Annotated in this window: 14 protein-coding genes; 4 read left to right on the top strand and 10 right to left on the bottom strand. The window is 45.0% G+C overall.

What is annotated here, in order from left to right; genetic code table 11:
• Nucleotides 1-24: 24 nt before the first annotated feature.
• The 6 genes from BUR42_RS19500 to BUR42_RS19525 all read right to left on the bottom strand — a co-directional run bounded on the left by BUR42_RS19500 (nucleotide 25) and on the right by BUR42_RS19525 (nucleotide 5018).
• Nucleotides 25-900, bottom strand: coding sequence for a pirin family protein (locus BUR42_RS19500; protein WP_074241168.1), 876 nt, complete (start codon nucleotides 898-900; stop codon nucleotides 25-27).
• Nucleotides 901-1006: 106 nt separating this feature from the next.
• On the bottom strand, nucleotides 1007-1921 hold the full coding sequence (locus BUR42_RS19505; protein ID WP_074241170.1) for a helix-turn-helix domain-containing protein: 915 nt from the start codon (nucleotides 1919-1921) through the stop codon (nucleotides 1007-1009).
• Nucleotides 1922-1926: 5 nt separating this feature from the next.
• Nucleotides 1927-2718, bottom strand: a complete 792-nt coding sequence (locus BUR42_RS19510) for a segregation and condensation protein A (protein ID WP_074241172.1) — start codon at nucleotides 2716-2718, stop codon at nucleotides 1927-1929.
• Between the two features lie 66 nt (nucleotides 2719-2784).
• A complete protein-coding gene (locus tag BUR42_RS19515; protein ID WP_084185713.1) occupies nucleotides 2785-3729 on the bottom strand; it encodes a DUF3078 domain-containing protein in 945 nt (314 codons plus the stop codon).
• Nucleotides 3730-3807: 78 nt separating this feature from the next.
• Nucleotides 3808-4182 (bottom strand): large-conductance mechanosensitive channel protein MscL, encoded by a 375-nt coding sequence (gene mscL, locus BUR42_RS19520; RefSeq protein WP_074241174.1) that lies wholly within the window; start codon nucleotides 4180-4182, stop codon nucleotides 3808-3810.
• A gap of 62 nt (nucleotides 4183-4244) precedes the next feature.
• Nucleotides 4245-5018: a PPK2 family polyphosphate kinase gene (locus BUR42_RS19525; RefSeq protein ID WP_074241176.1), complete on the bottom strand. Its 774-nt coding sequence runs from the start codon at nucleotides 5016-5018 to the stop codon at nucleotides 4245-4247.
• A gap of 70 nt (nucleotides 5019-5088) precedes the next feature.
• Between BUR42_RS19525 and BUR42_RS19530 the strand changes: the two genes are divergently transcribed.
• Nucleotides 5089-5955, top strand: a complete 867-nt coding sequence (locus BUR42_RS19530) for a DMT family transporter (RefSeq protein WP_074241178.1) — start codon at nucleotides 5089-5091, stop codon at nucleotides 5953-5955.
• A 52-nt stretch (nucleotides 5956-6007) separates the two neighbouring features.
• Here BUR42_RS19530 and frr read toward each other — a convergent pair whose 3' ends face one another.
• Both frr and BUR42_RS19540 read right to left on the bottom strand, forming a co-directional pair.
• Complete coding sequence (frr, locus tag BUR42_RS19535; RefSeq protein ID WP_074241180.1) at nucleotides 6008-6571, bottom strand: ribosome recycling factor; 564 nt, start codon at nucleotides 6569-6571, stop codon at nucleotides 6008-6010.
• 104 nt (nucleotides 6572-6675) lie between these two features.
• A complete protein-coding gene (locus tag BUR42_RS19540) occupies nucleotides 6676-7818 on the bottom strand; it encodes a glycosyltransferase family 4 protein (RefSeq protein ID WP_074241182.1) in 1143 nt (380 codons plus the stop codon).
• A gap of 158 nt (nucleotides 7819-7976) precedes the next feature.
• Between BUR42_RS19540 and BUR42_RS19545 the strand changes: the two genes are divergently transcribed.
• On the top strand, nucleotides 7977-8816 hold the full coding sequence (locus BUR42_RS19545; RefSeq protein ID WP_084185714.1) for a transketolase: 840 nt from the start codon (nucleotides 7977-7979) through the stop codon (nucleotides 8814-8816).
• Nucleotides 8817-8871: 55 nt separating this feature from the next.
• Here BUR42_RS19545 and BUR42_RS19550 read toward each other — a convergent pair whose 3' ends face one another.
• Both BUR42_RS19550 and rbfA read right to left on the bottom strand, forming a co-directional pair.
• Entirely contained in the window at nucleotides 8872-10104 is a 1233-nt protein-coding gene (locus tag BUR42_RS19550) for an ABC transporter permease (RefSeq protein ID WP_074241186.1), read from the bottom strand.
• Between the two features lie 8 nt (nucleotides 10105-10112).
• A complete protein-coding gene (rbfA, locus tag BUR42_RS19555) occupies nucleotides 10113-10478 on the bottom strand; it encodes a 30S ribosome-binding factor RbfA (RefSeq protein ID WP_074241188.1) in 366 nt (121 codons plus the stop codon).
• Nucleotides 10479-10591: 113 nt separating this feature from the next.
• Between rbfA and BUR42_RS19560 the strand changes: the two genes are divergently transcribed.
• Both BUR42_RS19560 and BUR42_RS19565 read left to right on the top strand, forming a co-directional pair.
• Nucleotides 10592-12415 (top strand): ABC transporter ATP-binding protein, encoded by a 1824-nt coding sequence (locus BUR42_RS19560; protein WP_074241190.1) that lies wholly within the window; start codon nucleotides 10592-10594, stop codon nucleotides 12413-12415.
• 119 nt (nucleotides 12416-12534) lie between these two features.
• Complete coding sequence (locus BUR42_RS19565) at nucleotides 12535-14082, top strand: glycosyltransferase (RefSeq protein WP_074241192.1); 1548 nt, start codon at nucleotides 12535-12537, stop codon at nucleotides 14080-14082.
• Nucleotides 14083-14201 lie beyond the last annotated feature (119 nt).

The following is a 14201-nucleotide window of genomic DNA, read 5'->3' on the forward strand; positions in this document are numbered from 1 at the left end:
ATGAATGATTAGTGTTTATTGGTCTTAGTTCAGTGAGCCCATTTTGCCGTTGTTGTAATCTTCAACAGCCTGTATGATCTCTTCTTTCGTATTCATTACAAAGGGCCCATATGCGAAGATGGCTTCGTTCAAGGGTTCGCCGTTCAGCACCAGCAGGCTGGTATCTGTGAGTGCTGTGATGGTAATGGTTTCGCCGGCTGTTTCAAATACAGCGATCTCCACTCCCTTTGCATGATGTGTATCATTAAACCGGGCTTCACCTTTCAGGGCAACAATGCCCGTGGTATAACCCTCAGGTAAATGCAGTGTGATGGTTTTACCCTCCTTTAATTGTATATCGAACAAATTCACCGGGCTAAAAGTTTTTGCCGCGCCCTTTTGTCCATTATAATCTCCGGCAATAATGCGCAGGTAACTTCCTTCACCAAGGTCCACTACCGGAATATCTTTCTTCTCGAGGTTCTGGTAACGGGGCGGGTCCATTTTATGTGCTTTGGGAAGGTTCACCCAGAGCTGTACCATTTCAAGGATACCGCCGTTCTTTGTGAATTCCGTTTCATGCTTTTCTTCATGCACCACACCGGAAGCAGCAGTCATCCATTGCACATCTCCTGCCGCAATCTTACCTGCATTTCCACCGGAATCGCGATGTTCCAGCGCGCCCTGATAGGCAATCGTTACTGTTTCAAATCCACGGTGCGGATGTTCTTCCACACCACGGGGTTTGTCAGATGGAGGAAAGTAGTTAGGGGCTGCATAGTCCAGCAGGAAGAAAGGGCTTAACTGCTTTTCGAGGCTGCGATTGCCATTCGGAAAGAGGTTCTGCACTTTAAATCCGTCGCCAACCATATGTGATTGTGCGCCCTGGTAAATACGTGCTACTTTTTTGAAGGTTGTCATTTGTGTGTTCTCCTTTTAAAGACAACACAAAATTACATGTTGCAACATCTAACTGAAATGGATAGAACACTTTAAAAGGTGGACATTTTTACCCCTTCATGTTAAATTATTGATTTACAGGAACTTTTGCCAACTCTTTAAACTCTGAGGGCGACTGGCTGGTGTATTTCTTAAAGAACCGGGAGAAATAGTGGGGATCGTCAAAACCCAGTTTATAGGCGATCTCCTTAGCGGTGAGGTCTGTATTATATAACAGGCGCTGGGCTTCCAGGATCACGCGGTTGCGGATATGCTCTCCGGCTGTGATGCCGGACAGTTGTTTGCTGATCTCATTGAGCAGTACGGGCTTAATATGCAGCAGTGCGGCATAGTCAGATACGTTCTTCAACTGCTGGTATTTTTCCTCTATAAGTGATTTGAAGCTGATGAACAGGGCACTGTTATGTTTAGCGTGGTATTCCGGAATTACGGAAATAGGTTGTGGTGCGTTACGGGAGGCCACTACCAGGAAGTATTGTAACAGGTTCTGGAAGGCCACTTCGTAGTTAGGTTGTTTATTTTCCACTTCCTGCATCATACGCCCAACCATCCATTCCAGTTCTGATTCATCAGATTTGCTGGCGATATGGATCACGGAGCTGAAATGATCGTTTACAAAAAGGCGGTTCCTCACTATGGACATCTTCGACTGATCGCTGGGGCACATGAGGGAATCGTGAAAAGCGATCATATAACCATCCACTTTCTCAGAGAAGTTCATCTGGTGTACCTGGCCAGGGGCCAGGAAAAACAGGGTATTGTCCTTTACCACATGCGTAACAGTATCGATGGTATGTGTAAGCTGCCCGTTTTTGATCCAGTAAATGGTATAAAAGTTATGGCGGTGGGGAGCTTCCTGGTGTTCAAAGAAATTAGGTCCCATACCGCAAAGGGTGGATACACTGAAATCCGCAGCTTCTTCTGCACTTTGTGCATATTCCGGTAGAGAAACGATCTCTATATGTTCTTTCTTTTCTGCCATTTTATTTATTCTTCGAATACTACTGGTTCTCCTTCCGGTCTTTCAGAAGGATCAACATAATCGATGATAAAGTTATTCCGTCCTTCGCCTACCATAATACTGAGGAACCTGGCCTGCACCAGTTCCAGCATACCCAGGAACAGGAAGATCGCATGCACACGGTCCTTACAATGATCGAAGATCTTTTCAAAGGCCATGGTCCTTTCCGTGCGCGCCAGGTCCAGCATATATTCCCGGGAGCCTTCCATGGTATAATCATATTTATATACCACGTGCTGGGGTTTATTGTTGCGTTCCTTGACCCGCTGCATGATCTTTTCAAAGGTTTTGGTGAGTTTGAAAAGCGTAAGGGTCTGTACCTCAGTGCCTTCGCTGGTCACCTCTCCGATAATGGCCAATTCCCGGGCAATATTACCCCGTTTCATCTGCAACATACGGTCTGCCTCTTTCTCCGCCAGTTCTGCCGCTGCCTGTTTGAAACGCTTGTATTCCAGGATCTTATCTACCAGTTCCATCCGTGGGTCAATTTCATTACCTGCTTCGTCCAGCTCTTTGCGGGGGATCAGCATTTTTGCCTTGATCCGCATGAGGGTGGAGATGAAGAGGATGAATTCGCTGGCCAGCTCAATGTTCAGTGTTTCAAGGTGGTGGATATAATCCAGGAAGTCGTTAGTAATACTGGTGATGGGGATATTATAAATATCCAGCTCATCTCTTTCAATAAAGAAAAGCAACAGATCGAACGGCCCCTCGAACTGGGCTAATTTGATCTTGTATATCTCTTGGTCGTTAGCCATAATTAAATAATAAAAACCTGCCGGTAGGCCCGACAGGTTTATCAAAAATAAGGAAAATCCCCTGAATCAGAATTTAGCGGTAAGACCTATGCCCAGCACCTGTTTTATTTGTAGCCGGGGGCCTTTAACACCGGTTTTGGTGTTTTCAAACTCCTTCACATCGTCGTCATAGATCATATCTACGTTCACATTGGCACTGATCCATTTATTCACTTTCAGGGCCAGGGTATTGGTCCAGAATACGTCTATATTCTGCGGATTATGCTTGTAATTGGAAAAAAGCTCCAGTTTTGAACGGAATGTGATGTTCTTCACTATTTCCTTGTTCCAGGTGGCGGCCAGGTAAGCACCGAATTCTCCTTTTACATGTTTCCCGGTATCTACTCCATACGCTCCATGGGCAGATAAGGTATCGTCCATTACTACAACCCAGCGGGCTGTGATGGGAGACATGAATAATGAAAACTCCTTATTGGGCATATAATCAATACCCGGAGATAATACTATATATGCGGGAGCAAAGAATTTAGATGTGAGTTGTTTGGTAGTGTCAGTAGGATACAGGTAACCATTGGCAAACTGGGTACGGAGGTTGAATAAAGCACCCAGGTACCAGCTTTTCCCTATTTCGTACCCATATTTGGAGGTCATATCTATCCGGTCGTCGCTTTTACGGCTGCCAAGGCTGGTAGTGTTCACATAACCGTAAGCGAGGTCAATATTATTATCCCAGGAATGTTTCCCCTTTTTGTAATTCGCGAAACCATTGAGGGTACCCAGGAGGGAAAGTGATAATTTATCACCACCCGCAGCCCAGTTCGTTAAAGATCCCTGGTTGAACATAAGGCCAAAATTGCCTCCTTTCTTCCATAATCTGCCAGTGGTATCTTTCTCTGCATTCTTAATTTTGGCAGCCGCTTCTTCCCTTATCTTCTTCATGCTGTTGTCTTGCGCCTGCACAGTAAAAAAGGTCAGCAGGCATACAGTGACTGCTACATAAAACTTCTTCATTCTCAAATTGGTTATATAGATTAAATAGTGAACGGTTGGCCGTTGCCCGGCCAACCGTCTATCTTAAACAAGGTTGAATTATTTTTGTTTAATGGCATCACGGATCTCCATCAGCAACTTCTCTTCAGTGGTAGGTCCTGCAGGGGCAACGGGGGCTTCTGGTTTTTTCAGACGATTGATGGCCCTTACCAGGAGGAAGATAGCGAAGGCTACTATGATAAATTCTACCGTTGCCTGGAGAAACATGCCGTACTTCACTTCGGCGGTCCCTACTTTAATCATCAGGTCTTTGAAGTCAAAACCACCGATCAGGATTCCTACCAATGGCATAATGATCGCATCTACAAGAGAACCTACAATCTTTCCAAAAGCAGCGCCGATCACAACACCTACTGCGAGATCGATCACATTGCCTTTCATGGCAAAGGCTTTAAATTCACTGAGAAAAGACATACGCTGAAATTTTAGTGTTAAAGAAATAATGAATGGTCTATAATGACCGCTATATTAAGAATTTACGACTTGTTATCCTCATTATTTTTTGGCGCCGGCAATTTAGGAAACTTCATTTTCAATGATTTTAGTGTATCCCTTACCGTTTTAGCAATCACATATTCCTTATACCAGTTCTGATCTGCAGGCACTATGATCCAGGGCACTTTGTTACAATTCTCAAATACATCTTCATATGCTTTCCAGTATGTTTTAAAGAGCTTGGCCTCCGCAAAATCCTTTTCGTTGTACTTCCACATTTTCGTGGGGTCCTGCGTACGTTCTTCCAGCCGTTGTTTTTGTTCTTCCGGTGAAACGTGTAAATAGAATTTCAGGATGTGGGTGTCATTATGCTCCGTCAACAGTTTCTCAAAATCATTGATGGCATCAAATCTTCTTTTGATCGTTTTCTCATCTACCCATTTATGCACGCGTTGTACGAGCACATCTTCGTAATGAGAACGGTTGAATACCTGGATCATTCCCTTAGCCGGCGCATGCTGATGGATCCGCCACAGGAAATCATGGTCCATCTGTTCTTCCGTAGGTGCTTTAAAAGGTTGCACCTGTACACCCATAGGGTTCATCATACCAAACACATTGCGGATCACGCCGTCTTTACCGCTGGCATCCATTCCCTGTAATACAACCAATAAACTATGTTTATGTTCAGCATAGAGGAGATTTTGCAGATCGTCCAGTTCATCCTGGATCCTTCTGAACTGCTCTTTGGTTTGCTCCTTCCCGAACTTCTGTGGGGCCGTAGTGGCTAATGATGACAGTTTTACAGTAGGCATACGCGTAAGATCTTTATTAAATTTAAGCAAATTTATTTAGCATACAGGGATTCGGTATCTTTACGGCCCTATGGACCAACGCTTATTAAACTGGGGGATCTTCCTTCTCTTGTCCCTTACCTGGGGCAGTTCTTTCATACTGATGAAGCTGGGTTTGGAGTCCTTTAACCCTTACCAGGTAGCTAGCCTGAGGCTTATTTCAGGTGGTCTGGCATTACTCCCTTTTTTCCTGAAAGCGATACGTGAAGTACCTAAAAGTAAACTTCCCCTGATCATTGTTTCCGGCCTGCTGGGTAATGGTATCCCCGCTTACCTGTTCTGCATTGCGGAAACCAGGATAGACAGTTCGCTCGCAGGTATGCTTAATTCTTTCACGCCGGTATTTGCTTTATTCTTTGGGCTGGTGATCTTTCGCGCCCCTGTAGCTAAAAGGCAACTGATAGGCCTCGCGATAGGTTTCGTTGGCGTGATCTGCTTGTTCCTTGCCAAAGGGATCAATACAAATGAGTACTGGTACTATGGCTTTTTTGTAGTGCTGGCTACGGCCTGTTACGGGTTGAACATTACCATTGTACATCATTACCTGAAGGGTCATGCTTCTATGCACCTGGTAGCCATCTCTCTTTTCTTTATGGCCGTGTTTGCCTTGCCTATCTTATTATCCGGCAATTTCTTCTCTTTATTCCAGGGAGATGATAAACCCTGGATGAGCCTTGGTGCAAGTGTATTATTAGGTGTGATGGGAACAGGTATTGCTTCTATACTTTTCTATCAGCTGATCAGGTCTGCCGGAACTATTTTCGCTTCCATGGTCACTTACGGTTTACCTATAGTGGCCATTGGCTGGGGCTTATTAGCCGGTGAGGTTATCAATATGCTGCAGGTATTGTGTTTGTTTGGGATCATGGGAGGCGTTTACCTGGTGAATCGTAAATAAAAAGAGGCTGTTCCTTAACGGAACAGCCTCCTGAAGATCTTTATCCCCGGGCTTAAATAGCCATAATCTCTTTGTCTTTAGCTGCGCAATGCTTGTCTATTATCTGGATGAATTTATCCGTCAGCTCCTGTACATCAGCTTCTGCGTCCTTCGCAGTATCTTCACTCAGTCCGTCTTTCTGTAATTTCTTGATAGATTCGATAGCGTCCCTACGGATATTCCGGATAGCTACTTTTCCATGTTCTCCTTCACCATTCACTTTCTTCACGAGTTCTTTACGGCGTTCTTCTGTAAGCGGTGGCAGGAAGAGGCGTATAATGATACCATCGTTCTGTGGATTGAGACCAATATTGGAAGCAATGATAGCACGTTCAATAGGTTGAAGCATGTTCTTTTCCCATGGTTGGATAGTGAGGGTACGGGCATCGGCCACACTTACGTTTGCAACCTGGTTCAAAGCAGTGGGGGCACCATAGTAATCAACATAAATACCATCCAGGATCTGCGTATTCGCTTTACCTGCCCTTATTTTGGTGAGCTCGGTTTCCAGATGCGAAATTGAATGCTGCATGGTTTCCTTTGCATCCTCCAGGATTAAATTAAGTTCGTCTTGCATAAGAAATAATACTTAAAGTGCATGCAAACCTACATGAAATCTTTTAATCATCAAAGGATGAGCCAGGATAGAAAAAGTAAATGGAGTTTGTGCAGGTTGCAATATTATTTATCCTGCAACATTCCTTCCGTATTGATACGCAGGATCTTAGGTTTGGTAATGGCAGGCGCCACTTCTACTTCTTCCGCTAATGCCACTGCCGGTTTGGGCGTTTCTTGCCGTTTCTTCAACACGAAAAGTATAGCGGTGAATCCTAAGGCCAGGGTGCCGATCAGGCCCATGAGGTAAGTTGTACCTATATTTTGTAATGAAAAGGCTAAAGTGATAAATCCTACATTGAATGCCACGGCCACCAATGTTGCCTGACGGTGTGAAAGCCCCAGCGCCAGCATATAATGGTGAATATGATGCCTGTCTGCTGTAAAAGGAGACCTGCCGCGACTCATCCGGATAGCAAATACCCTTAAGGTATCAAACAAGGGAATGATCAGAATGGCAAATGCGATGGCAGGAACTGCCTGTAACGGCATTTTGCCTATCGGGTTACCCGCTACTTCAATGAATTTAACGATCAGGGTTGCGTTCACTAGTCCTACCAAAAGTGAACCGGTATCTCCCATGAATATTTTAGCGGGGGTGATATTAAAGATCAAAAATGCGGCAAGGCCTGCGGCAAGACTGAACCCCATTACGGCAAAAGTAACTTCATTCACATAAAGGAAGTAAGCACCCAGCACTGCTGAAACCAACATACCGATGCTACCTGCCAGCCCGTCGATACCATCGATCAGGTTGAAGGCGTTGATCACTACTATGAAAGTAAAGTAAGTAAGTAAAAGGCTGAAATGGTATGGCAAAGTTTCGATGCCGAACATTCCATACATATTGCGGATCTGGAGATTACCCAGGTAAATAATAGCAAAAGCAGCTACCAGCTGTCCTACCAGTTTCTTAACAGGGGAAAGGCCGGTAATGTCGTCTTTCATACCTACGATGAATATGACAAAGAAAGCCGCAACAAGGTATTGAAGAGGAAAAGTTTGCTGCGAAGGGGCGCAAACCAGTGTTGCCAGCACAAAGCCGGCAAAGAAACCCAATCCACCGAGCGTGGGGATACGGGATTTATGCGATTTGCGCTCGTCTGGTTCGTCATATAGATGTTTCAATTTGGCCACCCGGATCAAAACGGGTATGGCAAAATAGGTTATAACGAAACTCAGGACAGTCGCGATAATTACATTCTCCATACGGGGGGTTGTGGTGCAAAGATATTAAATTCAGTGATATGCGTATCAACATTTTATAAAAACTATGGTTTTTAACCATTCTTCTAAAAAAAGGCGGAATACGCTGAGAATCTGGGCAATTTCTTATTACTTTTGCGGCTTATAAAATGCCAATTATCATGCCAGAACTGAAAGATATAGCCACGCAGATCAGGCGGGACATTGTACGGATGGTACATGCTGTGCAAAGCGGACATCCCGGAGGATCCCTGGGCTGTACGGATTATTTTACGGCCTTGTTCTTCAAGGTGATGGAACATCGCCCCGAACCATTTGATATGGACGGTAAGGATCAGGACCTTTTCTTCCTCTCCAATGGTCACATTTCCCCTGTGTATTACAGTGCACTGGCGCATTCCGGCTATTTCCCCAAAGCGGAACTGGCTACTTTCCGGAAACTCAATTCCCGCCTCCAGGGGCACCCCACTACGCATGAGCATCTTCCCGGTGTTCGTATTGCCAGTGGCTCCCTCGGCCAGGGTATGAGCGTTGCACTGGGTGCGGCCCTCTCTAAAAAACTCAATAAAGATAGCAAACTGGTATATTCCCTTCACGGAGATGGTGAACTGGAAGAAGGTCAGAACTGGGAAGCCATTATGTTTGCGGCGCATCATAAAGTGGACAACCTGATCGCTACAGTGGATTATAATGGTCAACAGATCGACGGCCCTACAGATAAAGTAATGAGCCTGGGTGATCTTGGTGCTAAATTCACCTCTTTTGGCTGGGTTGTGCTGAATCTTGATAAAGGTAATGATGTGGATGAAGTGGTAGCCACCCTGGAAAAGGCCAAAAGCCTTACCGGTAAAGGCCAACCTATTGTAATCATCATGAAGACCGGTATGGGTAAGGGAGTTGATTTCATGGAAGGTTCCCATGAATGGCATGGCATTGCTCCTAATGATGAGCAATTAGCAAAGGCCCTGGCACAATTGCCGGAAACACTGGGAGATTACTAAACTTAAAGTAAGTATAAAAAAGGCGCCGTGTCAATTGATACGGCGCCTTTATATTTTAAGTGGCTTTCAGTGCTATTTCCTGGCTGGCGGCCCTTTTGGCGGGATACCAACTGGCCAGGACCCCAATAACGAGGATGGTTACACTCACCAGGATAAAGTCATCTAAGTGCATCTCCACGGGGAAAGCATCTATCAGGAAAGAACCGCCTCCCAGCTTTACCAGGCCAAAATGCTGCTGTAATAAACAAATGGTGATGGCCAGGCTGAACCCTATGACACTCCCGGTCCCTGCTATGATCAGTCCTTCCGTGAGAAAGATCCGCTGAACAAGGCTATTGCGGCTGCCCATGGCTTTCAGGATGGTGATGTCTTTCTGCTTTTCTATCACCAGCATAGACAATGAGCCGATCATATTAAAAGCAGCAATTACCAAGATAAAGCTCAGGAACACATACACCACCCACTTTTCAGTTTGCATAACATTATATATGGTAGCATTCTGTTCCACCCGGGTGAGCACTTTCACGGTATCTCCCAGTAGTTCCTGCACCTTCCGTTTCACCTTCTTTTCCGAATATCCCGGCTTCACGGATAGTTCCAGGGAAGACATTTCCCCGGGGCTCATATTCAATAGGTTCCGGAGGAAGCTGATATCTGTGAGGATATATTTACTGTCAAACTCCTGCTGGATGGCAAAAGTGCCTACAGGATAGATCACCCCGGTATTCAGGGCCTGTTCCGGAAGCGCTGCATTCAGGTTACTATTCGCATCCCTTTTAGGCATGTATACGTTCACCGGCACCAGGCTATGTTCCACATCCACACCCAGCGCAGTTTCTATTCCCATTCCAAATATTGCCTGGTAGCCATTTTCGTGGCTAAGGTCAAACCGGCCCCGTACGATCTTGTCCTGCAAACCTGCTACAGATCTGAACGCAGTGTCTACTCCTTTCAGTACGGCAATTGTCTGCTCATTACCAAAACGCAGCACGGCCTTTTCCTCGATGGACTGTGAATAATGCGCCACGCCCGGGATAGCTGCTATCTCTTTGAGCTGGCTGGCAGTTAGTATAATGGTTTTGCCGGTAGCCGGCGCTACTTTGAGGGTGGGGTAAAAGGAAGAATACAGTGATTTAACAAGACCGGTAAATCCATTGAAAACACTCAAAACGGTGATCAAAGCGGCAGTACCTACTGCGATTGCGCCCACGCTAACCCATGCAATGATATTGATGGCACTGGTGGATTTGCGGGCCCGGAAATAACGAAGTGCGAACTGCCAGATCATGTTGTAATTTACTTCTTGTCTTTATCCTCGTTGATCTTCTTAAAGAGTTCCTCCATCTTGAACACATGGTCCAGCGTATCGTCCAGGAAAAAGTTGATGTAAGGCACACGACGTAATTGTTTGGCGACCCTGTTGCCCAGTGCGCCCCTGATCTCGCCCATCCGCTCATTGATCTTTTCCAGCATCTCCTCGGGGGATTTGATCTGGAACATGCTTAAATATACCCTTGCTTCCAGCAGGTCCGGTGTCATTTTCACGGAAGAGATGGAGATCATGCCTCCTTCTGTAACGTTGAACCCCATACGCATAAATATATCACTCAATTCCTCCTGCACAAGTTGCCCTACCTGCTTTTGCCTTTTAGTTTCTTGCATTTTACTTAATTTAAGCCGAACTCCCCTCCATGGGAATCCGCCCAAAATTAACCATTTTATATGGTTATCCGCCCCGCTTTTAATGTACTTTTGCAGATCATCAATTTACAGGAATGAAGACTTTTAAGCGTTTGCTGACATTTGTGAAGCCCTTGCACCATTATTTCCCGGAATACATCATCTATTCCATCATCGGGATCATATTTGGGCTGGTGAATTTTGCTATGCTGATTCCTTTGCTGAATGTGCTGTTTGGTGCGGAAAAGCCAGCAGTGCCCACTATGCCTGAATTTGCTTTTACTATCAGCTATTTTAAAGATCTGTTCCAATATCACTTCCTGCGGATCAGTGAAACAAGTGGTGAGTTAAAAGCCCTGGGATTTGTATGTATAATTATTGGAGTGGCTACAGTAGTTGCTAATGCTGCCCGTTATCTCGGTATGAGAGTAATGATCCGGCTGCGGATGAATATACTGGAAAGGATAAGGAACAAATTATACGACCGGGCCACCACTCAGTCCCTTTCATTTTTCAATAAGCGCCACAAAGGAGATATTTTATCTGTTATGACGAATGATGTTTCTGAAGTAGAATACATCATCGCTAACTCTATCCAGGTATTACTACGCGATCCGCTGATCATCATCTCTACTTTCATCGTATTGTTTTATATATCTGTGAAGCTTACATTGTTCACACTGATATTCTTTCCCTTGTCCGGCCTGCTGGTCTCTTATATTTCGAAACAACTCCGCAAGAAAGGTTATTACAGCCAGGAAATGTTAGGTAAAATGCTCAACGTATCTGAAGAAACATTGGGTGGCGTACGGATCATTCAGAGCTTTACAGCGGAAAAGTATATGCAGCAGAAATTTGGTGCCATCACCCGTGCATTTACCCGTTTAAGTAAAGCTATTTACAACCAGCGGGAAATGTCTTCTCCTATTTCAGAGGCATTAGGTGTGATCTTAGTGATAGTCCTCGTGATGGTGGGTGGCTATATGGTATTGGGTGAAAACAAAGAACTTGAAGCGGCCGCATTTATCACATACCTTACCTTTTACTTCACCATCCTTCAACCCGCAAAGAACATATCCGCTGCATTCACTTCCATGCAAAGAGGCCTGGTTGCAGGTGAACGGATCTTTGCTATATTGGATGAACCGGTGGAGATCGAAGAAAAGCCTGATGCAATAGCTGTGTCTGCCTTTAAGGATAAGATCTTTTACCAGGACCTTTCTTTCAAATATGAAGAACAATATGTATTAAAGAATATCAATCTCATTATCGAAAAAGGAAAGATGATTGCATTGGTAGGAAAAAGCGGTGCAGGAAAATCCACCATGGCTGATCTGCTCCCCCGTTTCTATGATGCGAGTGAAGGAAAGATCACCATAGATGGAAAAGATGTGCGTGATCTGAAGTTGCATGATCTGCGGCAATTGATGGGTATTGTTTCGCAGGAGGCCATATTGTTCAACGACAGTGTTTTCAACAACATCGCATTCGGGCAAACAGATGCAGATCCGGCTAAGGTAATAGAAGCAGCGAAGATTGCCAATGCACATGAATTCATTACACAACTGGAAAATGGTTATGATACACCTATCGGGGACAGGGGTAGCAAACTCAGTGGAGGACAGCGTCAACGCCTCACCATTGCGCGTGCCATTTTTAAAAATCCTCCGATTCTGATCCTGGATGAAGCTACCTCTGCATTGGATACGGAATCTGAAAAGCTGGTACAGGAGGCGCTGGACAAGCTGATGCAGAACCGCACCACTATTGTGATCGCACACCGGCTTTCCACTATTCAGCATGCCCATGAAATAATTGTTATGGATAAAGGTGAGATCATGGAAAGAGGGCAGCACGATCAACTGCTGGCCAACAACGGTATCTACAAAAAGCTGGTAGAAATGCAGGAATTTAAATAGTATAAAAAAATACACAACATTAAAAAGGCATTCCTGTTGCGAGCGGAATGCCTTTTTTTATGGTATCATTTTTGGAGCTAGGAGGTACCTTATTTCTTCATTAAAAATCATTGAGACCTATGATTTCCGTAATTATACCAGTACTCAACGAAGGGGCTACTATCAGACAGGTGATCAAGGTGATCAAAAAAACCGCCCGTGTTATTGAGATCATTGTAGTGGATGATAATTCAACAGATAATACCGTTGAGGAAGCGCTGAAAGAGAAAGTGCGTGTGATCACAAGCAGTCAGCGCGGTAAGGGCATTTCAATGCGGGAAGGCATGATGGCCGCCAAACATGATATTATTATGTATGTGGACGGGGACATCCTCACGTATCCTGAAAACCTGGTGGAATTACTTACAGATGCGATCGTCAACGATGAAGCAGATTTTACCAAGTCGTATTTTGAACGGCAGGCAGGCAGGGTAACGCAGTTAGTGGCTAAACCGCTGCTGAGCATCTTGTTTCCCGATCTTGCACATTTCGAGCAACCGCTGAGTGGCATGATCGCTGCGCGGAAATCTTTGCTGAAGCAGGTGCATTTTGAAAATGATTATGGTGTGGATATAGGCCTGCTGATAGACATGCATCTATTACAGGCACGTATCCGTGAAGTGAATATCGGCAAGCTGGAAAACGCGATGCAAACATGGGAACAGCTGAGTAAAATGAGCCGGGAAGTTTCCCGTACCATTTTACGAAAAGCAGAAAGCATTCCGGTGCAGAACCTGGAAACGCTGGGTAATATCAATATCATCCGTGAGCAGATGGAGTTCTCCATCCTGGAGTCCATAGACAAGTTGCAGAAGATGGTGATCTTTAACCTGGATGAAACAGTATTCACGCAAAACTACACCTACCTCGCCGCATTGGCATTTGATAAAGAGGATGCGCTGTACCAGATCCTTGAGCATTATTCAGATCCTGTTATCAGGCTGGAACGTTCTGCAGCCCTTTTCCAGGGCCGCAACCTGGCTGAACTGCTGGAAGTGGCAGACAGTATTCCGGTAACGCCAGACATCCGGCATGTGATCCGTGAATTAAAGAAACGTGGTTATGTGTGCGGTTTTATCACAGATGGCTTTGAGTGTGTGGCAAATCATATGAAGAATAAACTGGGGGCTGATTTTGCATTTGCCAACAGACTGCACCTCATCCACAGCGTATCTACCGGTGAACTAACCATCCCTGAATATTTCATGGACGGGAATAATCCATCCGCTACTTACGATAAGAGCAATATCCTGAAATATATTTCAGACAAATACCACATCTCCCCACAGAATGTGATCTATGTGGGGAATGGTGAAAGCGACCGCGTTATGTTGCAGGAAGCGGGTGTTGGTGTGGCGTACCATCCACAATTTGTGGAAGTGGAAACCATGGCGGATAAGGTCATAGAAGATATATGCATGGCCCCTTTGCTGGATATTGCACAGGCCGGAAGCGCGGTACGGAAGAATAACCGCTGGCCGAGTAAAAAGGTGATGCGGAATATCGGGATAGGAAGCCTGGCCGCAGTAGCAACAGCGGGACTTATTTATTTAGCAGCGAAACAAATTAAAAAGGCTTTTGAAGCGGATCGTGATGATGTAGATGTGAAAGCATTAAAGCCTGCATAAAGATTATCATCCGGAAATACCCTAAGTGCTTGCCGCGTTTTGCGGGAAGCACTTTTTTTTGTTTTAAACCCTGAGAAAGTATCGGTTTCACTTAACAAAGTGTTGCCGTGTTTTCATGG

This window comes from Chitinophaga niabensis, from assembly GCF_900129465.1.
GTDB classification, from domain to species: Bacteria; Bacteroidota; Bacteroidia; order Chitinophagales; family Chitinophagaceae; genus Chitinophaga; species Chitinophaga niabensis.

Coding starts and splice junctions, on each gene's coding strand:
- BUR42_RS19500 (WP_074241168.1), bottom strand. CDS start 900: ATGACAACCTTCAAAAAAGTAGCACGTATTTACCAGGGCGCACAATCA.
- BUR42_RS19505 (WP_074241170.1), bottom strand. CDS start 1,921: ATGGCAGAAAAGAAAGAACATATAGAGATCGTTTCTCTACCGGAATAT.
- BUR42_RS19510 (WP_074241172.1), bottom strand. CDS start 2,718: ATGGCTAACGACCAAGAGATATACAAGATCAAATTAGCCCAGTTCGAG.
- BUR42_RS19515 (WP_084185713.1), bottom strand. CDS start 3,729: ATGAAGAAGTTTTATGTAGCAGTCACTGTATGCCTGCTGACCTTTTTT.
- mscL (WP_074241174.1), bottom strand. CDS start 4,182: ATGTCTTTTCTCAGTGAATTTAAAGCCTTTGCCATGAAAGGCAATGTG.
- BUR42_RS19525 (WP_074241176.1), bottom strand. CDS start 5,018: ATGCCTACTGTAAAACTGTCATCATTAGCCACTACGGCCCCACAGAAG.
- BUR42_RS19530 (WP_074241178.1), top strand. CDS start 5,089: ATGGACCAACGCTTATTAAACTGGGGGATCTTCCTTCTCTTGTCCCTT.
- frr (WP_074241180.1), bottom strand. CDS start 6,571: ATGCAAGACGAACTTAATTTAATCCTGGAGGATGCAAAGGAAACCATG.
- BUR42_RS19540 (WP_074241182.1), bottom strand. CDS start 7,818: ATGGAGAATGTAATTATCGCGACTGTCCTGAGTTTCGTTATAACCTAT.
- BUR42_RS19545 (WP_084185714.1), top strand. CDS start 7,977: ATGCCAGAACTGAAAGATATAGCCACGCAGATCAGGCGGGACATTGTA.
- BUR42_RS19550 (WP_074241186.1), bottom strand. CDS start 10,104: ATGATCTGGCAGTTCGCACTTCGTTATTTCCGGGCCCGCAAATCCACC.
- rbfA (WP_074241188.1), bottom strand. CDS start 10,478: ATGCAAGAAACTAAAAGGCAAAAGCAGGTAGGGCAACTTGTGCAGGAG.
- BUR42_RS19560 (WP_074241190.1), top strand. CDS start 10,592: ATGAAGACTTTTAAGCGTTTGCTGACATTTGTGAAGCCCTTGCACCAT.
- BUR42_RS19565 (WP_074241192.1), top strand. CDS start 12,535: ATGATTTCCGTAATTATACCAGTACTCAACGAAGGGGCTACTATCAGA.